The organism is Aquihabitans sp. G128 (assembly GCF_019048865.1).
Taxonomy (GTDB): Bacteria; Actinomycetota; Acidimicrobiia; order Acidimicrobiales; family Iamiaceae; genus Aquihabitans.
Genome location: NZ_CP077604.1, coordinates 796,182 through 814,494, shown reverse-complemented (window position 1 = coordinate 814,494; position 18,313 = coordinate 796,182). Strand labels below are relative to the sequence as shown.

Sequence of the window (18,313 nt, the reverse complement as noted above, 5' to 3'; positions counted from 1 at the left end):
TCGTCAGATCTTCTGGGGGACGAAGTTGAAGTAGATGGCGGTCAGGACGAAGTTCACGAAGAAGAGCAGGACGAAGGTGATGACGACCGCCTGGTTCACGGCGTCGCCCACGCCTTTCGGTCCGCCTTTGCACGACAGGCCCTTGTAGCAAGCCACCACGCCGGCGATGAAGCCGAAGATGCCGGCCTTGAGCAGCGCCATCCAGAGGTCGGGCAGCTGGCTCAGCTCGTTGAACGAGGCGAAGAAGCTGCTGGAGGAGACGCCCAGGACCTGGGTGGCGAAGAACCACCCGCCGGCCAGGCCGGCCGCGCTCACGACGGCGTCGAGCAGGACGGCGATGACCGTGGCGGCCAGGACCCGAGGCATCACGACCCGCTGGATCGGGTTGATCGACATGACCTCCATGGCGGCCAGCTCGTCACGGATCTTGCGGGACCCGATGTCGGCGCACATCGCCGAACCGCCGGCGCCGGCGATGAGCAGCGCGGTGGCGATGGGCGCCTGCTCGCGCACGACGGCCAGCACCAGGGCCGAGCCGAGGTGGGCGTCGGCGCCGAGCTGGCGGATGAGGGCCCCGACCTGCAGGGAGATCACCATGCCGAACGGGATCGAGATCAGGATCACCGGGACCGTGGTGACCTTGGCGATGAACCAGCACTGGTCGAGGAACTCGGCCAGCGGCCACGGGCGGCTGAAGACCTTGCGGACGGCCTCGATGCCGACCGCGGCCATGGCGCCGACCTCGCGGACGACGTTGCCGACCTTCGAGGCGCCGGGGATCACCATCGCCATCAGGCGGCGCTCCGCACGTCAGACCTGCAGGACATCGCGGTCTCGCTCGAGCTCGCGCTGGGCCTTGCTGTCCTCGGCGCGCCGGACCGACCGGGCCACGAGGTCTCGCTCGACGTCGCTCTCCTCGGTGGCCAGCTCGTCCATGCCGATCGGCCCGTCGGCCCGCCCGGCCAGGAACTGCCGGATGATCGGGTTGTCGTCGAGGATCATCTCCTCCTTGGAACCGAAGCGCACCAGGCCCGAGCGGTAGAGGACGCCGACGTGGTCGGCCACCCGCATCACCGACGGGATGTTGTGGGTGATGATGATGAAGGTCGCCCCCGTCTCCTCCTGGATCTTCTTCACCAGCTCGTCGAGGTAGGAGACGCGGACCGGGTCGAGGCCGGAGTCGGGCTCGTCGAAGAAGATGAGCTCCGGTTCCATCACCAGCGCCCGGGCGAAGCCGGCTCGCTTCTTCATGCCGCCGGAGACCTCGCCGGGGAACTTCTTCATGTGGTCGAGCAGCCCGACCATGGCGGCCTTCTCCAGCGTGATGCGCCGGATCTCGCCCTCGGACTTCCGGGTGTGCTCCCGCAGCGGGAAGGCGATGTTGTCGTACATGTTCATGGAGCCGAACAGGGCACCGTCCTGGAACAGCACCCCGAACTTGCGGCGCACGCGGTACATGTCCTTCTCGCGCATCCGGACGGTCTCCTCGCCATCGACCCAGATCTCGCCTCGGTCGGGGCGCAGCAGCCCGATGATGTTCTTCAGGAGCACGGACTTGCCGGTGCCCGAAGGGCCCATGATGGCGCTGGTGGCGCCACGGGGGATGTCGAAGGAGATGCCCTCCAACACGGTGTGCGAGCCGAACGACTTGGTGACGTCGCGCAGCGAGATGATGGCGTCCAGGACCGTCCCCTTGCTTCAACACAGGCCGTCAGGTGGCGGCGGTGTCCGGATGTACCCAGAGGTTCGCCTCCATGACCCCTGTCACCTCCCGAAATCGCCCCGTTTCTGACGCCAAACCGTGTCGGGGTGCGCTGCGAGGCGGACTTCTCACGCAGCGTGAGGGGGTGTGACGGGTGCTCCCACCTCCTTTGGGCGACACGATGGCATCCGATCGGATACCATCGGCGCCATGGATGCCCGCACGACCCTCCGCCGCGCCCGGCACCACAGCGGCCTGAGCCTTCGAGCCCTCGCCCAGCGCGCCGGCACGTCCCACGCCACGATCTCGGCCTACGAGCAGGGCCGCAAGGTCCCCAGCGTCGAGACGCTGGCGCGGCTGGTCCGGGCGGCGGGCTTCGAGCTCGCCGTGGAGCTCGAGCCCGCCGTGGGCGGACCGGACCGGGCGGCGCGAGGGCGCGAGCTCGAGGAGGTCCTCGCCCTGGCCGCAGAGTTCCCCGCCCGCCACGCCGAGCGGCTCGCCTACCCGGCGTTCGGCGCTCGCCCCCGATGACCTCGCTCGCCGACAAGATCGTCACGATCCACGCCGCCCTGGACTCGGCTCGGGTCCCGCACGCGTTCGGCGGCGCGCTGGCGCTGGCCTGGTGCACCGAGCGGGCTCGCGGCACCATCGACATCGACGTGAACGTCTTCCTCGACGCGGCCGAAGCCGATGCCGTGGTGGCCGCGCTCCCTCCCGCCGTCACCTGCCGCGCCGCGGACCTCGACCTGCTGCGCCGCGACGGCCAGGCCCGCCTGTGGTGGGACGCCACCCCGGTCGACCTGTTCCTCGACACCACCGAGTTCCACCGCCGAGCGGCGGGGCGCACCCGCTCGCAGCCGTTCGCCGGCGCCGAGGTCCCCTTCCTCGCCTGCGTCGACCTCGCCGTGTTCAAGGCCTTCTTCGACCGCACCAAGGACTGGGCCGACCTCGAGGAGATGGCCGGGGCCGGCACCCTCGACGTCGAGCGCGTGGCCGCCGTGCTGACCACCTACCTCGGCGCCGACGACCCCCGGATCGATCGGCTCCGCACCCTGGGCTGAGGTGGGCGCACCCCCTGCCCGCGCCCGACTCGATCAGGCGGCGGCGCGGAAGCGGCGCTGGAGGGCGAGGACGGTGTCGACGTAGGCGTCGGTCTCGTCGAGCGGGCCATCCCGCCGGATCGACGCCAGCCCCTGGTAGTAGCCGCCGACGGCCTCTCGGACGTCGCCGTCGGTGCGGGCGAGCAGCCACCGGAGGTAGCGGGCGCCCAGCCGGATGTTGTCCTCGGCGTCGCTCGAGTCGAGCTCGCGCCCGATCAGCGCTTCCATGTGGTCCTCGGTGTTGGGCATCAGCTGGCACACCCCATCGGCACCGGTGGAGGAGACCACGTCGGCCTGCCACCCCGACTCGTTGAAGCACATGGCCTTGAGCAGGGAGGGGCTGACCCCGTTGGCCTGGGCCCACCGGTCGAAGACCGGGCCGAGGTGGCGACGGCTGGCCTTCACGAAGGCCGGCACGCCACCGGTCGCTGCGGTCGAGGCGGTGGCCGGCACGCGCAAGGTGCGACCGGCGACGATGTGGTTCGGGTCGCGGACCCCGTTGGCGGCAGCGAGCGCCTCGACGGAGGTCCCCAGCTCGGCGGCCAACCCGCTCAGGGTCTCCCCCGCCCGGATCCGGTGCTCCCCGGGGGGCGGGGCGGCATCGACGGGCCGCACGGTCACCAGCACCGGCACGGCGAGGAGGCCGGCCAGCGCTGCGGCGGCTCCCACCCGCCTCGTGCGGGCGGCGCGGACGGGGCGGGATGGACGGGCGGTGCGGGAACGGGATCGGGAGGGTCGGTGCAGCACGGCAGGGCTCCTGCGCGTTCGGCGGTCGGGGGGGCCACCACGATCTCGCGCCACTCCTGCAACGTCAACCCCTGGAACAACACGAGCAACAGCAGGAGCGGAGGGCACCCGCGTCGAACGACGACGGGCGCCGAGGGTCCTCCCCAACGCCCGAAGAACCTCCTGACCTGCCGATCTGCGCCCGAGGCCCGGCCGCCGAGCGGGCCCGGGACGGTGGCGAGGAGCTAGAGGCTGGGGGTGCCGAGGCGGCGGGATTCGGCCCGTCGCTCGGCGTCGAGCCGCTCCAACGCCGGCTCCGGCGAGTGGTCGACGTAGCGCATGAGCTCGGCCACGGCGTGGTGGCCGGCCTGCTCGGCGATCTGGCGGTGCATCTCCTGGGCCACCTCTCGGTAGACCGTGTGGCCCTGGGGCCCGCTGCGCAGCTCCAGCAGGTGCACCGCCTCGCGGGCGTTCATCTGCATCACGAACCGGACCTTGTAGGCCAGGGCCACCGCGTAGGAGGCCTGGGCCGGGAACCGCGGCTGCAGGAGGTCGTGCAGCGCCGCCGAGCGCTCCATGGCCCGGTCGAAGGTGGGTGCCTGGCCGGCGAGGTCGATGGCCTCGGGCCGGGTGTAGCCGTGGCGGGGGCCGAGCTGCTGCCACTCGATGGTGAGCATGCGGTGGCGCTGCAGGTCGCGGAAGGCGCCGTAGTCGGCCAGCACGTCGAAGCGGTAGTCGACCCGTTCGAGGGCGCGGCCCGGGCGGTGGCGGCGGTTGGCCCGCTCGCCGGTGTAGGCCCGCACCACTTGGAGCCGCTCCTCGGCCGACATGGCTCGCACGGCCTTCTCCACCTGCACCTCGGGCAGGTGGGTGTGGGCGTAGAGCATCGACGCGACGAGGTGCACCTCGGCGTCGGGATCGAAGTCCACGAGCGTCACGAGCGGCGCGTCGTCGGCCTCGGTCTCTGCCGCCGGGAACAGCCGCTCGGCGATCTCGTCCATGGCGTTGCGGGTGGAGGCGAGGTACGTGCTCCACGCCACGCCGCGGTCGGCGAGGTCGACCCGCTTGAGGAACGACGGGATCACCTTGCGCAGCTCGTGGAGCATGAGGTCGGCGTAGGTGCGGGCCTCCGGCAGGGGGTGCGAGCGCATGCGCAGCAGGAGCGCCTCGTAGGCCTGGCCGGTGCCGTAGATGCCCACGTTCGACAGCGACGCCGCCGGCAGCAGGCCCCGCAGCGAGTCGAAGGCCTTGGCCCGGATGGCCTGCCGGTAGACGAAGTCGGAGTCGGCCGGGTCCTTGGGGAACTGCTCGCGGAAGAAGTCGGTGAGCTTGGGCAGCAGCTCGGCGTAGGTGTCGAACAGCCGGTCCATCTCGCCGACGTAGCGGGTGCCCAGCGGCGAGCCGAGGATGGCGGGATCGCGGTAGAAGCGGTAGCGCCCGCCGATGCGGGCGTCGTACGCGATGTAGCGCGTGGACTGCTCCAGGTAGGACATGAGCCGGCCCCACTCGAGGACCTTGGTGAGCACGTTCGAGGCCTGCTCGCAGGCCAGGTGCACGCCGCCCAGCTGGGCCACGGAGTCGTCGCCGTACTCGAAGAAGACCTTGTCGTAGAGCTCCTCGGCCCGGCGCAGGCCGACGGTGGCGTCGATCGTCTGGTCGCCGGAGATGTCGAGCTCGCCGACGAACTCGTCCAGGAAGAGCCGTCGCAGGCTCTTCGGCGAGCGCGAGTACCGCGCGAAGAGCGCCCCCTTGACCACCTCGGGCAGGTTGACCAGCGCGAAGACGGGGCTGTCGAGGTTCGTGAAGTACCGACGGAGCACGTCGCTCTCGTCGGGCGAGAACTCCTCGGCGACATAGGTGGTCACGGCGGTTGAGGCTAGATCGTGGTCGGCCCGGGGCCGGGGATCGCCGAGGACCTGGCTAGATGGTGGGCCGGCCGGTGGCTCGACCCGATTCCCGGGCCTCGGCGAAGGCCGCCTTGGCCTCGTCGAGCGCGCCGGGCTCGGCCCAGAGGTCCGCCACCGTGGCCGCCATGGCCTTGGCGCCGTCGAGCACGGCTCGGTCACCCTCGTCGCCACCGGCGAAGCGGACGAAGTCCTTCGTGTGGATGGCCACGTCCGGCGGTGACACCGCGATCATCGGGTGGATGGACGCCACGATGTGGCTCACGTTGCCCATGTCGGTGCTGCCCACCACCGCGTCCATGGCGGAGGGGTCCACCAGCGTGCGCCCGGTGCGGGCCAGGTTGGCCCGGTACCGCTCGATCATCGGGTCGTTGTCGACCATGTTGGCGAACGCCGGGTCGACCCAGTGGTGCTCCATCGTGCAGCCGCTGGCGCTGGCGCCCGCCTCGAGGCAGGCCAGCACGCGGGCCTTGAGCTTCTCGAGCCCGCGCACCGTGGGCGAGCGCACGTACCAGGTGGCCGCCGCCCGGTCGGGCACCACGTTGGCCGCTTCACCGGCCTCGGTGAAGATGCCGTGGACCCGCTCGTCGGGGCGGATGTGCTGGCGCAGCGCGGCGACGTTGACGTAGCCGAGCACCGCGGCGTCGAGCGCGTTGCGCCCGGCCTGCGGCGCGGCAGCGGCGTGGGCCGCCTTCCCGTGGTAGGTCACCTCGACCTGCTGGATGGCGATGGCCCCGAACCGCGACAGGTCCATGCCGGCGGGGTGCACCATCAGGGCGGCGTCGACGCCTTCGAAGGCGCCTTCCTGCGCCAGGAAGATCTTGCCGCCGCCCCCCTCCTCGGCCGGCGTCCCGAGGACCACGAGGCGGCCGCCGAGCTCCTCGGCCACCGCCGCCGCCGCGATGCCGGCCCCCACCCCGGCGGTGCCGATCACGTTGTGGCCGCACGCGTGGCCGATGCCGGGCAGGGCGTCGTACTCGCAGAGCACGGCGACGGTGGGGCCGTCGGACGACCCGGCCGTCGCCTCGAAGGCGGTCTCGAGGCCGTAGGCCCGGCGGGTGACCGACAGCCCGGCGTCCTCGAGCATCCGGGTCAGGACCTCGTGGGCGTGGTGCTCCGCGAAGCCCAGCTCGGGGTGGGCGTGGATGTCGTGGGACGCCGCGAGCAGGACCTCGGCGTGGTCGTCGACCACCTGGTCGATGCGGTCCTTGACGGCGGCGAGGTCAACCATCCCCGCAACCTACCTGCGGCCCGCGGCCGGGCCGCTCCCGCCGCTCAGTCGTGGCGGAGCACGACCTTGCCCAGCTGCTCGCCGGACTCGAGCCGGGCCAGGGCGCGGGGGTAGTCGGCCAGGGCCAGCTCCTCGTCGACGGCGACCGGCAGGCCCTGCTCCACCAGCCGGGCGACCTCGGCGAACTCGCCGTAGCCGCCCATCGTCGAGCCGATGATCTCGTGCTGCTTGAAGAACAGCCGCGGCAGGTTGACCTCCACCACCGGCCCCGAGGTCCCGCCGCACACCACCAGCCGACCACCCGGCAGCAGGGCGCGGATGGACTTGTCCCAGGTGGCGGGCCCGACGCTCTCGACGACGACCTCGACCTTGGCCGGCCAGTCCTCGTCCGACAGGAACGCGTCGGCTGCGCCGAGCTCGACGGCGCGCCGCCCCTTGGCCTCGTCTCGCGACGTGGCGTAGACGGTGGCGCCCATGGCCCGGGCCAGCGACAGGGCGGCCATCGAGACGCCGCCGCCGATGCCCACGATCAGCACCCGCTCCCCCGCCCGCACCCGGGCTCGCCGCAGCATGCGGTAGGCCGTGAGCGTGGCCAGCGGGAACGCCGCGCACTCCGCCCAGGTCCGGCCGGCCGGCTTGGGCACCACGTTGCGGGCAGGGACCGACACCAGCTCGCCGTGCCCGCCCCAGCGCTGCTCCCCCACGATCTCGAAGCCCGGGTACATGGGGGCGTCGTCGCCATGCGCGACCACCATCTCCAGGGGCGACACCGCCGGGTTCACCACCACCTCGTCGCCCACCGCGATGCCGTGCACGGCCGAGCCCACCGACTCAACGATCCCGGCGACGTCGCAGCCCGGCACGTGGGGCAGGTGGGGCCGCGGCTTGCCGCGGGTCACCCACAGGTCCATGTGGTTCAGCGCCGAGGCCATCGGGCGGACCCGCACGTCGCCCGGGCCGACCGGCGGGTCGGGCACCTCGCCGAAGCGGTAGCTGCCGGGTGACTCGTCGAGGATCCAGGCCTGCATGCTGCGACCGTACCGCTGCGACCCCGTGGCGCCCCACCGGCACGACCCCCGGCGACGGGGCCACGCCCGGCGCGCCGCTCAGACGACGGCGGTGAACGCGTCGGGCTCCACGCGGATCGACAGGGTGGAGGCCGAGCCGACCCGTTCCCCGTCGAGCCACACCGGCGTGGGCCGGTCGAAGGCCAGCTGCACCGCCGCCACCCGGCGCTGGGAGATGCCGGGGTGGGGCACGTGGGTGCCGGTGAGGAGGCGGCGGCGCGCCTTGAGCCGGTCGTCCACCGACAGGTCCCCGTCGAGCACGTCGAGCAGGCCGTCGTTCGGGTGGGACTTGGGGGCGACGTCCCACCGGCCGATCCACTGCGCGTTCATCACCGCCACCACCCGTCCCCGCCACCAGCTGCGGCGCACCACCAGGTGGGCGACGAACCAGTGCAGCCTGCCGTCGACCAGCACGGCCCCCAGGTCGGTGGGCAGCGACATGGCCTCGGGGCCGTGGAGCCGTGCCTCGTCGCCCTTGCCGCCGACCGTGCGGCAGAGGTCTCCCCCGAGCAGGCCGAGCGCCGGCACCGGCTGGTCGGCCCGACGAGCGGACTCCACCACCTTCCGGGCCTCGGCGTCGCTGCGGACCACCACGCCACCGGCCGGCAGCGGCCCGGGCGAGCCCCACAGCTGGTGCTTCTCGATGGTCACGGCGAACCGTCCGAGGTCCCTCCGGGGACCGCGGTGCCGACCTCGGCACCCACCTCGGACGACGCCGCGATGATCCCGCGGAACAGCGCGTCCGACGCGGCGCGAGCGGCGCGTCGGGTGGCGGGGTCGGGCGCGACCTCGCCCACCTGCCGGAGCAGGTCGATGAGGGTCTTGATGTTGCGCACGAAGTCCCCGCCGGACAGGTCCTCCTCGGCGATGACGACGTCGAAGGACTCGCCCGCCGCCCACGCGTAGGCCAGGGCGAGGAACGTGGGGTCCGGCAGCCGGGTGGCCGACAGGCCGACCTTGAGCTCGTCGTTGCCGAGCTTGCGGGCCAGCCGATCGATCTTGGTGGCCCGCTCGCGGACCTCCTTCGACGGGAACCACGCCGGAGGCGGCGGTTCCTTCGAGCGGTGCTCGTAGGTGAGCATCGACACCAGCCCGGCGAGCGACGCCGGGTCGAGGCCGTCGAGCAGGCCCTCGCAGATCACCGAGGCGCACAGCAGGTCGCTCTCGTGGAAGACCCGCGCCAGGACGTCGCCACGCTCGGTCAGGGTCCAGCCGCGCAGGAACCCCCAGCGCTCCAGCAGCGTGGAGATCTGGTCGAACTGCCGGGTCAGCGAGGTGCTCTTCTCCTCGAGCCGGCGCTCGACGTCGGCGAGCTGGGTGCGGAGCCGGTCCCGCTCGGACGCGGCGGCGAGGTGGCGATCGAGGTCGGGGCACGCCGCCACCGGCAGGTCGGCAGCCCGGGGCACCGACGCCACCGCCGGCGCCGGGTCGGCCACGACGTCTCCCGGCAGCGGGCGGTGCTGGAGCCGGGTCTTGCGCAGCAGCGAGGCGGCCTGGCGCTGGAACACGCGGTTGCGGGGGTCGTACGGCTCGGGATAGGTGAGCGCCGCCGCCCGCTGCGGCGGCTCGTCGAAGTCATCGGGGTCGAGCACCGACACGTGGGCGTCGGGGTCGATCACCCGGAGGCGGATGCCCCCCTTGCGGTACGACGCCGACAGGACCGCCAGCCGGTGGGTGCCGAAGCGGATCACGTCGCCCGGCACGAGCCGTTCCACCGCAGCGGTGATGCGGTCCTCGCGCTGGTTCCGGGCCTCGCGCAGCGCGGCGCTCGCCGCGCCGGAGCGTGCGGTACTCGTCGACGTCGCCGCGCTCGCACGTGGCGGCGGCCTCGGCTTCGGCCAGCAGCGCCTGCCGAGAGGCCCGACGGTGGGCCAGCTTGCCCAGCGAGCGGTCGGCCTGGAACTGGGCGAAGGACCGGCCGAGCAGCTCGTGGGCCTGGTCGCGGTCGTAGCGGCGGACCAGGTTGACGACCATGTTGTAGGTGGGCCGGAAGGCCGATCGCAGCACGAACTCCCGGCTGGCGGCGAGCGCCGCCACCTTGTCGAAGCCGTACCAGGGGGACCAGAGCACCAGGGCGTGGCCCACCGGGTCGAGCCCCCGCCGCCCGGCCCGGCCGGTGAGCTGCGTGTACTGCGACGGCGTGAGGTCCTCGTGGGTCTCGCCGGTGAACTTCGACAGCGTCTCGACCACCACCGACCGGGCCGGCATGTTGATGCCGAGCGCCAGCGTCTCGGTGGCGAACACCGCCTTCACGAGGCCCTCCACGAAGCAGGCCTCGACGGCCTCCTTGAACGGCGGCACCATCCCGGCGTGGTGGGCGGCCACCCCGGCCTCCAGGCCGGCGAGCCAGCGGTCGTAGCCCAGCACCGCCAGGTCCTCGGCGCCGAGGTGGGCCACGTGGTGCTCGGCGATGGCCCGGATCCGGAGCCGCTCGGTGTGGGTGGTGAGGCGCAGCCCCAGCTCGAGCACCGACCGCGCCGCGTCGTCGCACGCGGCGCGGCTGAAGATGAAGTAGATCGCCGGCAGGAGGTCGCTGCCCGCCAGGTGCTCGATGACCTCGCCGCGCCGCGGCGAACCCCAGAGGGAGCGGCCGCGCTGCTTGTAGCGCAGGTGCTTCGGGCCGTCCATGGCCGGGGCGTCGAAGCGGTCGCCTTCGGGGTTGGGTCGACCGCCCACCAGGGTGGGCAGCTGCACCAGGTCCCCCGAGGCCTTCTCGTAGACGAGGTAGTGGTTCACCAGCTCCACCGGCCGCTCGTGCTCGACCACCGTCTCGGTGTGGCCCCGCGCCGCCGCGATCCAGCCGGCTAGCTCATCGGCGTTCGACACCGTGGCCGACAGGCACACGAAGCGCACCTCGGTCGGGGCGTGGACGATGACCTCCTCCCACACCGGACCGCGGTAGGTGTCCTGGAGGTAGTGGACCTCGTCGAGCACCACCCAGGCCAGGTCGTCGAGGGCGGCCGAGCCGGCGTAGATCATGTTGCGCAGGACCTCGGTGGTCATCACCACCACCCCCGCGTCGGGGTTCACCGCGTTGTCGCCGGTGAGCAGGCCCACCCGGTCGGCGCCGTGGCGCCGCACCAGGTCGGCGTACTTCTGGTTCGACAGGGCCTTGATGGGCGTGGTGTAGAACGCCCGGCGCCCCTCGGCCAGCGCCCGGGCCACCGCGTGCTCAGCCACGACCGTCTTGCCCGAGCCCGTCGGGGCGGCGACCAGGACGTTGTGCCCCGCGTCGATGGCGGCGATGGCCTCGAGCTGGAACCGGTCGAGCGTGAAGGCGTCGTCGGTCACGGGCACCGCCTCCCCGGTCAGGCTGCGGCCTCGGCCTTCGCCTTGCTCCGGTGGATGAGGCGGCCGATGACGATGGAGATCTCGTAGAAGATCGTCATCGGGATGGCGAGGGCGAAGAGGCTGATGGGATCGGCGCTGGGCGTGATCACCGCGGCCACCACGAAGATGATGACGATGGCGAAGCGCCGGAACGACGACAGCTGCTTGGGCGTGACGATGCCCACGAGCTGCAGGAACACCACCACGATGGGGAACTGGAAGCCCGCTCCGAAGGCCACCATCATGTAGATGATCAGCATCAGGTACTTCTGCGGGGAGTACTGGTACTCGATGTTGTCGCCACCCAGGGACTGCAGGAACTTCAGCGCCTCCGGGAGGGTGAAGTAGGCGATCGAGGCGCCCAGCAGGAACAGCAGCGTGGCCGACAGCACGAAGGCCGAGGCGTAGCGGCGCTCGTTCTGGTAGAGGCCCGGGGCGATGAACTGCCAGAGCTGCCAGAGCAGGAACGGCATGGCCAGGATCAAGCCGATGTAGGCCGACATCTTCACCCGGAGCATGAAGATCTCGAGGGGGTCGAGCGAGATCAGCTTGTCCTTGACGTTCGGGTTCTTCGAGAGCTCCTTGAGCGGCTCGATGAGGATGTCGAAGACCGCCGGGTACACCAGCCAGCCGACGATGGCGCCGATGGCCACCGCGATGGCGCACTTGAACACGCGGCTGCGGAGCTCGACGAGGTGCTCCATCAGCGACATGCCGTCGCCGAGGTCCGATGCGGGGATGGTGTTGGTGGTCATGGGGTTCCGATGGGCCGGGGCCGGGCTCAGCCGGCGGCGCGATCGGCGGGGTCGACCGCAGGCCGGTCCGCCACGTCATCTACGGCGGGAGCCGCCCCTTCGGATGACGGGGCGGGATCGGTGTTGCGCGCCACGACCTCGGTGACGTCGGCCTCGGCCATGGTGGAGGCGGTGCCGTTCGATGCGTCCATCGGCTTGGCCGAGTGGGGCTTCTCCTTGGCGGTCTCCGACCCGGAGCCCTCGATGGTGTCCATGGCCTTCTTCATCTCGGCCTGGAACCCACCGGACACCTTGCGCACCTCGGCCATGACGTTGCCGAACGTGCGCATGGCCTTCGGCAGCTGGTCCGGGCCCAGCACCAGGAGCGCGATGATCAGGATCACCACGATCTCGGGCCCTCCGACGTTGAACACGGTGCCGACCCTACCTGCGGGGCAGGCGGTCGATCGACGTGCGGGCCCGGCGAGCCTCGACGCGGATCGGGATCATGGCGTCCTCGATGCGGCGGAAGCGGCGCTGCGAGGTGGCCACCTCGTCGAGTGCGGTGGCGATGCGCCGCAGCAGGACGGCGACCCCGGCGGCGCCGGCGATCAGCACGGCGGGAGGGGCGATCCAGGCGAGGTCCACGGGGTCATGGTAGCGGCGATCCCGGGGGATCGGCCGGCACCCTCAGCGAGGCGTCATCCGGTGGACGGTCTCCATCCACCCGTCGGTCTGCAGGAGGGCGTGGAAGTCCAACAGGTCGTCGTGGTCGATGGGCTCGCCCTGGCGGACCTCGAAGAGCTCGTCGGGCAGCGACCAGGTCACGAGGCGCACGCCCGAGGTGACCAGCAGCTCGACGATGCGGGGCTCGGCGTCCTTCACCGTGGTCAGACCGCAGGTGGGGCAGCCGAACGCGTAGGTCCCGGAGTTGTCGTCGCGGCACACCCGGACGGTGACCTCGCGGGAGGTGACCTCCACGTCACCGCACGTCGCACAACTGGCCCGAATGGTCGCCATGGGTTCCTTCCTCGCATCCGCTGCCCCAGTCCATCGGCACCGGCGCAGGGGAGTTGAGGCCCGAGCGCGGCCAGCATGACGCTCCCCTGACGGGTTCCTGCCCCGGGACCGGCCGAGGAGGTGGCCCCCAGCCTCCCTGGTGGGCAACCATGGCAGCCGTGGCACCGCTCCTCCCCTCCCGCCGGGTCCCCCCGATCGGCTTCGCCCACCGAGGCGCTCGGGCCCATGCGCCCGAGAACACCCTCGAGGCCTTCGAGCTGGCCCTGCGCCTCGGGGCCACCGGGCTCGAGAGCGACGTCTGGCTGACCGCCGACGGCGTGCCGGTGCTCGACCACGACGGCGTGGTGGGCTCGCTCCTCCGGCGCAAGCGGATCCGGGACCTGCGCCGCAGCGAGCTGCCCAAGCACATCCCGGAGCTGGCCGAGCTCTACGCCTCGTTCGGCACCGACTTCGAGCTGTCGCTCGACGTGAAGGACCCCGCCGCCGGCGGGCCCACGGTGGCGGTGACCGCCGCGGCCGACCCCACCATGGCGTCGCGCCTCTGGCTCTGCGACGACGACCTCGACCGCATGGTGACCTGGCGGGAGGTGTCGCCCCACGTCCGGCTCGTCGACTCCACCCGGCTGGCCAAGCTCAAGCAGGGCCCGGAGCGCCTCGGCGCCCGGCTCCAGGCGTCCCGCATCGACGCGGTGAACCTGCACCAGAGCGACTGGACCGGTGGCCTGGTGACGCTGTTCCACCGCTTCGGGATCTACGCCTTCGGCTGGGACGCCCAGTTCGACCGGACCCTCGACGGCCTGCTGCGCATGGGGATCGACGGGGTGTTCTGCGACCACGTCGACCGCATGGTCGACGCCCTGGCCCGCCACGCCGGTCGTGACGCCGGCGAGGGCGACGGCGAAGGCCCGGTGGAGCTGCCGCTCCCCTGACCTCGGCCTACGGCACGTCCCAGGTGGGCCGGCTGTGGAGCAGGGCGGTGAGGTCGCCGGGACCGGACTTGTCCTGGGCGGCGAGCAGCTGGCGGTCGGTCTCGCTGCCGTAGTCCGGTCGCTCGACGGCGCGGAACACCCCGATCGGCGTGGGCTCGTACGGGCCGGTCGACAGGCGGGACAGCTCGAAGGCCAGGCCCGGCTCGGCCGCCGCCTCGTCGTGCACCAGCAGCGCGGCCTCGCCGACGTCGGCCACGACTGCGATCTGCGCCCGCCCCCGCTCGTCGACCACCACCCCCTTGTCCTGCTCGGCGCCGAAGCGGATGGGCTGGCCGTGCACGAGCGGGATGAGCATGTCGTCGCGCACCCCCTTGCCGGTGATGGCGCCGAAGGCTCCGTCGTTGAACACGTTGCAGTTCTGGAACACCTCGACGAAGGACGCTCCGCGGTGCTCCCGGGCCCGGCGGAAGGTCTCGACCATGTGCTTGCGGTCGAGGTCGTGGGTGCGGGCCACGAAGCTGGCCTCGGCGCCGAGCGCCACGCTCATGGGGTTGAACGGTTGGTCGAGGGAGCCGAACGGCGTGCTCTTGGTGACCTTGCCGACCTCGCTGGTGGGTGAGTACTGGCCCTTGGTGAGCCCGTAGATCTGGTTGTTGAACATGAGGATCGTGAGGTCGACGTTGCGGCGCAGGGCGTGGATCAGGTGGTTGCCGCCGATGGAGAGCATGTCGCCGTCGCCCCCGACCACCCACACGTCGAGGTCGGGTCGGGCCAGGGCCAGGCCCGTGGCGATGGCCGGCGCCCGGCCGTGGATGCTGTGCATCCCGTAGGTGTCCATGTAGTACGGGAAGCGGGCTGCGCAGCCGATGCCGGAGACGAACACCGTGTTCTCGGTGGTGCCACCGAGGGTGGGCATGAGCGCCTGGACGGCCTTGAGGATCGAGTAGTCGCCGCAGCCCGGGCACCAGCGGACCTCCTGGTCGCTGGCCCAGTCCTGCGGCGTGGTGGTGGGGGTGGCGACGTCGGTCATGCGCCCAGCTCCTTCAGGAAGGCGGTCTCGAGCTCGCCGGCGGTGAACGGGACGCCCTGGACCTTGGTGACGGCCTTGGCGTCGACGAGGTACTCGGCGCGCAGCAGCCTCGAGAGCTGGCCGAGGTTCATCTCGGGCACCACCACGTGGGGATGGCGGTGCAGGACCTCGCCCAGGTTGGCGGGGAACGGGTTCAGGTGGGTGAGGTGGGCGTGGGCCACCTTGTGGCCCTTGGCCCGACACCGGTTGAGGGCGCCGTCGATGGCCCCCCCACGTGGAGCCCCAGCCCACCACCAGCAGCTCGGCGTCGTCGACGTCGCCGTTGAGCGCCACCGGTGGGATGTCCTGGGCGATGCCGGCCACCTTGGCGGCGCGCAGGTGGACCATGTGCTCGTGGTTGGCCGGGTCGTAGCTGATGTTGCCCGACCCGTCGGCCTTCTCGATGCCGCCGATGCGGTGCTCGAGCCCCGGCGTGCCGGGCACCGCCCACGGGCGAGCCAGCGTCTCCGGATCCCGGAGGTAGGGCCAGAACTCGGGTTGGCCGTCCGCGTCGAGGTGGTTGGCCTCGGTGGCGAAGGCCACCGAGATGTCGGGCAGGTCCTCCACCCTCGGCAGGAGCCAGGGCTCGGAGCCGTTGGCGAGGTACCCGTCGGAGAGCAGCATCACCGGCGTTCGGTACTTGAGGGCGATGCGAGCCGCCTCGATGGCGGCGTCGAAGCACTGCGCCGGGGTGTAGGCGGCCACGATGGGGATGGGCGACTCGCCGTGGCGGCCGTACATCGCCTGCAGCAGGTCGGACTGCTCGGTCTTGGTGGGCAGGCCGGTCGACGGGCCACCCCGCTGGATGTCGATCACGAGCAGCGGGAGCTCCAGGCTGATGGCCAGGCCCATGGTCTCGGACTTGAGGGCGATGCCGGGACCGCTGGTGGTGGTCACGGCGAGGTGGCCGCCGAACGCCGCCCCGAGCGCGGCGCCGATGCCGGCGATCTCGTCCTCGGCCTGCATGGTGCGGATGCCGAAGTTCTTGTGCTTCGACAGCTCGTGCAGGATGTCCGACGCCGGCGTGATCGGGTACCCGCCCAGGAACACCGGCAGCTTGGCCAGCTGCCCGGCGGCCACCAGCCCCCACGCCAGCGCGGTGTTGCCGGTGATGTTCGTGTACGTCCCCGGCGCGTGCTCCGCAGGCCGGACCGAGTACGGGTGCTCGAACAGCTCGGCGGTCTCGCCGAAGGCGTGGCCGGCGGCGAAGGCGGCCCGGTTGGCCGCCGCCACCTGCGGCTTCGAGGCGAACTTCTCCTCGATCCACACCAGGGTGGGCTCCGACGGCCGCGTGTACATCCAGCTGATCAGGCCCAGGGCGAAGAAGTTCTTCGACCGCTCCGCGTCCCGGGGCTTCACGCCGAGCGGCGCCACCGCGTCCTTGGTCAGCGTGGTCATCGGCACCTCGTAGACCGTGTAGCGCTTCGAGGCTGCCGTCGCCGAGCGGGTCGGTGCGGTAGCCGGCCTTGGTGAGGTTGCGCTCCTCGAAGGCGTCGGTGTTCACGATCACGGTGCCGCCGTCGGCGAGGCGGTGCAGCTCCGAGCGCAGCGCGGCCGGGTTCATGGCGACCAGCACGTTGGGCTCGTCGCCGGGCGTGGTGATCTCGTGGTCGGAGATGTGGACCTGGAAGGCCGAGACGCCGGCCAGCGTGCCGGCAGGGGCCCGGATCTCGGCGGGGAACTCCGGCAGCGTCGACAGGTCGTTGCCGAACACGGCGCTGGCGCTCGTGAAGCGATCGCCGGTGAGCTGCATGCCGTCGCCGGAGTCGCCCGCGAAGCGGATGATGACCCGGTCGAGCTCGACGGGCTCGATGGTCTGGTCAAGGTCGGCCACATCGCCTCCTCGTGTTGGTCCCCTGGGGATTCCCCTCCCCGGAAGCCACGGTAGCGACACCCGTCACGCCATGCGGTGGATCGCGTCCGATCACCCGGCCGGGCGAGCGCGGTCGGCGGCTCCTCCGCCCACGGGGGAACTGCGCCGCCGGGTGGCCTCGCGGCCATGGCGCGACGGAGCCCGGCCGCAGGGCCGGGCTCCGTCGTCGTGCAGGTGGACCACCGGGCGGCGAGCCCGGGTCCCGATCAGGTGATCGAGGCCTCGTAGATGCCCTTGATCGACTGGTCGAGGGTGGCGTCGAACTCGGCGTCGCTCTGCTGGGCGCTCAGGCCCTCGGTCAGCGCGCGAGAAGCTGGCGATGACGCCGGGGTTGGCGGCCAGGCGGGCGTTGGCGTCGTCGCGGGTGTAGCCGCCGGACAGGGCCACCACGCGCACCACGTTGGGGTGGGCGACGAGCTCGGCGTAGAAGCCGGGCTCCTCCGGCAGCGTGAGCTTCAGCATGACCAGCTCGTCGGCCCCGAGGCCGTCGAGGGCGACGAGGATGGCCGCCTTGAGCAGCGCCTCGGCCTCGGCCTTCTCGGCGCTGTGGATGTCGACCTCGGGCTCGATGATGGGCACCAGGCCTGCGGCGACGATCTGGCGGCCGACCTCGAACTGCTGGTCGACGATGGCCTGCACGCCGGTGGCGTCGGCCAGCTTGATGACCGAACGCATCTTGGTGCCGAACACGCCCTTGGCCGCCGCCCGGGCGAGCAGCTCGTCGAGGCCATCGATGGGCTTCATGACCTGGACGCCGTCGGCCTGGTCGGCCAGGCCCTTGTCGACCTTCAGGAAGGGCACGACCTGCTTCTTCGACCAGAGGTACTCGGCGGTGTCGAGCCCCTCGACCTGACGGTCCATGGTCATCTCGAAGAGGATGGCGCCGAGCACGCGCTCGCCGTCGAAGCTCGGGCTGGTGACGATGCGGCTGCGCATCTGGTGCATGAGGTCGAACATGGCGGCCTCGCCCTCGTAGCTGCCCTCCTCGACGCCGTAGAGCGCCAGCGCCTTGGGCGTGGAGCCCCCGCTCTGGTCGAGGGCGGCGATGAACCCCTTGCCGTTCCTGACCTTCTCCAGCTGTGCCTGATCCATGCTCGCGGAACCCATCCTGTGGTGGCCGTTGTGTGCCCCCATCTTGGCCGACCGCCCGCCGGCGCGGCCAACCTCCGGGCCCGCCGGCCGCTCACCCCTCCGGGTGCTCGGCCAGCGCCGCCACCGCCGCGTCGATGGCGCCGGCCACCCGCTTGCGCTGCCGAGCCGGGATCACCGACGCCGCCACCACCTCGGTGCGGCTGGACCGAGCCCCGCCGGCCTGGAAGAACCGGCGCCGGACCCGACCGGTGACCACCACCTCGGTACCGGCCCCCAGGTCGGCCGAGCGCGCCGGGGCGTCGAACCACACCACCGGAACCGAATCGGCCGGCTGGCCCTCGGCACGGGTGGTGACCTCGTAGGTGACGAGCCGATCGCCCGACGGCAGGTCTCGGGATTCGGGTGCGCTCGACAACGACCCCTGCAACACGACGATGTTCATGGCTGGACCTCTCTGGGCTGGCAGCCGCCTCGCCGACGGCTGTCCGAACGGGACGGGCGGCCGAGGCCGCGAGCCCGAGCCACCCGAGCTGCGC

General features: G+C 71.9%; 18 protein-coding genes and 2 pseudogenes. 3 read left to right on the top strand and 17 right to left on the bottom strand.

Translation table 11 applies throughout. From position 1 onward, the window contains the following. Positions 1–3: 3 nt before the first annotated feature. Both KSP35_RS03785 and KSP35_RS03780 read right to left on the bottom strand, forming a co-directional pair. On the bottom strand, positions 4–792 hold the full coding sequence (locus tag KSP35_RS03785; protein WP_216999053.1) for an ABC transporter permease: 789 nt from the start codon (positions 790–792) through the stop codon (positions 4–6). Between the two features lie 18 nt (positions 793–810). Continuing rightward, complete coding sequence (locus KSP35_RS03780) at positions 811–1,629, bottom strand: ABC transporter ATP-binding protein (RefSeq protein WP_216999051.1); 819 nt, start codon at positions 1,627–1,629, stop codon at positions 811–813. Between the two features lie 283 nt (positions 1,630–1,912). Here KSP35_RS03780 and KSP35_RS03775 point away from each other — a divergent pair, with 283 nt between their 5' ends. Further along, positions 1,913–2,233, top strand: coding sequence for a helix-turn-helix domain-containing protein (locus tag KSP35_RS03775; RefSeq protein WP_216999049.1), 321 nt, complete (start codon positions 1,913–1,915; stop codon positions 2,231–2,233). Further along, positions 2,230–2,763 (top strand): hypothetical protein, encoded by a 534-nt coding sequence (locus tag KSP35_RS03770; RefSeq protein WP_216999047.1) that lies wholly within the window; start codon positions 2,230–2,232, stop codon positions 2,761–2,763. The genes KSP35_RS03775 and KSP35_RS03770 overlap by 4 nt, the downstream gene beginning before the upstream one ends. A 33-nt stretch (positions 2,764–2,796) precedes the next feature. Here the strand turns inward: KSP35_RS03770 and KSP35_RS03765 are convergent, their stop codons facing one another. From KSP35_RS03765 to KSP35_RS03720, 11 genes are all read right to left on the bottom strand, one after another. After that, on the bottom strand, positions 2,797–3,549 hold the full coding sequence (locus KSP35_RS03765) for a lytic transglycosylase domain-containing protein (RefSeq protein WP_216999045.1): 753 nt from the start codon (positions 3,547–3,549) through the stop codon (positions 2,797–2,799). A gap of 224 nt (positions 3,550–3,773) precedes the next feature. Beyond that, on the bottom strand, positions 3,774–5,393 hold the full coding sequence (locus tag KSP35_RS03760) for an FAD-dependent thymidylate synthase (protein ID WP_216999043.1): 1,620 nt from the start codon (positions 5,391–5,393) through the stop codon (positions 3,774–3,776). Between the two features lie 55 nt (positions 5,394–5,448). Then, a complete protein-coding gene (locus tag KSP35_RS03755; RefSeq protein WP_216999041.1) occupies positions 5,449–6,663 on the bottom strand; it encodes a M20 family metallopeptidase in 1,215 nt (404 codons plus the stop codon). A gap of 44 nt (positions 6,664–6,707) precedes the next feature. Then, positions 6,708–7,691, bottom strand: a complete 984-nt coding sequence (locus tag KSP35_RS03750; RefSeq protein WP_216999039.1) for a zinc-binding dehydrogenase — start codon at positions 7,689–7,691, stop codon at positions 6,708–6,710. Positions 7,692–7,769: 78 nt separating this feature from the next. Beyond that, complete coding sequence (locus KSP35_RS03745; RefSeq protein ID WP_216999037.1) at positions 7,770–8,381, bottom strand: diacylglycerol kinase family protein; 612 nt, start codon at positions 8,379–8,381, stop codon at positions 7,770–7,772. Next, positions 8,378–9,112 carry a hypothetical protein gene (locus tag KSP35_RS23975; protein WP_254127175.1) on the bottom strand — a complete coding sequence of 245 codons (735 nt, stop codon included), beginning with the start codon at positions 9,110–9,112 and terminating at the stop codon, positions 8,378–8,380. The genes KSP35_RS03745 and KSP35_RS23975 overlap by 4 nt, the downstream gene beginning before the upstream one ends. Before the next feature lie 193 nt (positions 9,113–9,305). Further along, on the bottom strand, positions 9,306–11,021 hold the full coding sequence (locus tag KSP35_RS03740) for an RNA helicase (protein WP_216999035.1): 1,716 nt from the start codon (positions 11,019–11,021) through the stop codon (positions 9,306–9,308). Between the two features lie 17 nt (positions 11,022–11,038). Then, complete coding sequence (gene tatC / locus KSP35_RS03735; protein ID WP_216999033.1) at positions 11,039–11,815, bottom strand: twin-arginine translocase subunit TatC; 777 nt, start codon at positions 11,813–11,815, stop codon at positions 11,039–11,041. Positions 11,816–11,841: 26 nt separating this feature from the next. Then, positions 11,842–12,228: a twin-arginine translocase TatA/TatE family subunit gene (locus KSP35_RS03730; RefSeq protein WP_216999031.1), complete on the bottom strand. Its 387-nt coding sequence runs from the start codon at positions 12,226–12,228 to the stop codon at positions 11,842–11,844. Positions 12,229–12,238: 10 nt separating this feature from the next. Beyond that, positions 12,239–12,442 (bottom strand): hypothetical protein, encoded by a 204-nt coding sequence (locus KSP35_RS03725; protein WP_216999029.1) that lies wholly within the window; start codon positions 12,440–12,442, stop codon positions 12,239–12,241. Positions 12,443–12,484: 42 nt separating this feature from the next. Next, a complete protein-coding gene (locus KSP35_RS03720) occupies positions 12,485–12,814 on the bottom strand; it encodes a hypothetical protein (RefSeq protein ID WP_216999027.1) in 330 nt (109 codons plus the stop codon). A 158-nt stretch (positions 12,815–12,972) separates the two neighbouring features. Between KSP35_RS03720 and KSP35_RS03715 the strand changes: the two genes are divergently transcribed. Next, entirely contained in the window at positions 12,973–13,743 is a 771-nt protein-coding gene (locus KSP35_RS03715) for a glycerophosphodiester phosphodiesterase (protein WP_216999025.1), read from the top strand. A 7-nt stretch (positions 13,744–13,750) separates the two neighbouring features. On the opposite strand, the gene KSP35_RS25545 is transcribed toward KSP35_RS03715, so the two are convergent. The 4 genes and pseudogenes from KSP35_RS25545 to KSP35_RS03695 form a co-directional block, all read right to left on the bottom strand. Then, complete coding sequence (locus KSP35_RS25545; protein ID WP_371748954.1) at positions 13,751–14,566, bottom strand: thiamine pyrophosphate-dependent enzyme; 816 nt, start codon at positions 14,564–14,566, stop codon at positions 13,751–13,753. A 203-nt stretch (positions 14,567–14,769) separates the two neighbouring features. Continuing rightward, positions 14,770–16,646 (bottom strand): annotated as a pseudogene (locus KSP35_RS25540) (2-oxoacid:acceptor oxidoreductase subunit alpha). A 245-nt stretch (positions 16,647–16,891) separates the two neighbouring features. Continuing rightward, positions 16,892–17,777, bottom strand: a pseudogene (locus KSP35_RS03700) (fructose bisphosphate aldolase). 91 nt (positions 17,778–17,868) lie between these two features. Then, positions 17,869–18,219, bottom strand: coding sequence for a single-stranded DNA-binding protein (locus KSP35_RS03695; protein ID WP_216999021.1), 351 nt, complete (start codon positions 18,217–18,219; stop codon positions 17,869–17,871). Positions 18,220–18,313 lie beyond the last annotated feature (94 nt).

Coding starts and splice junctions, on each gene's coding strand:
- KSP35_RS03775 (WP_216999049.1), top strand. CDS start 1,913: ATGGATGCCCGCACGACCCTCCGCCGCGCCCGGCACCACAGCGGCCTG.
- KSP35_RS03770 (WP_216999047.1), top strand. CDS start 2,230: ATGACCTCGCTCGCCGACAAGATCGTCACGATCCACGCCGCCCTGGAC.
- KSP35_RS03750 (WP_216999039.1), bottom strand. CDS start 7,691: ATGCAGGCCTGGATCCTCGACGAGTCACCCGGCAGCTACCGCTTCGGC.
- KSP35_RS03755 (WP_216999041.1), bottom strand. CDS start 6,663: ATGGTTGACCTCGCCGCCGTCAAGGACCGCATCGACCAGGTGGTCGAC.
- KSP35_RS03785 (WP_216999053.1), bottom strand. CDS start 792: ATGGCGATGGTGATCCCCGGCGCCTCGAAGGTCGGCAACGTCGTCCGC.
- tatC (WP_216999033.1), bottom strand. CDS start 11,815: ATGACCACCAACACCATCCCCGCATCGGACCTCGGCGACGGCATGTCG.
- KSP35_RS25545 (WP_371748954.1), bottom strand. CDS start 14,566: ATGCACAGCATCCACGGCCGGGCGCCGGCCATCGCCACGGGCCTGGCC.
- KSP35_RS03695 (WP_216999021.1), bottom strand. CDS start 18,219: ATGAACATCGTCGTGTTGCAGGGGTCGTTGTCGAGCGCACCCGAATCC.
- KSP35_RS03720 (WP_216999027.1), bottom strand. CDS start 12,814: ATGGCGACCATTCGGGCCAGTTGTGCGACGTGCGGTGACGTGGAGGTC.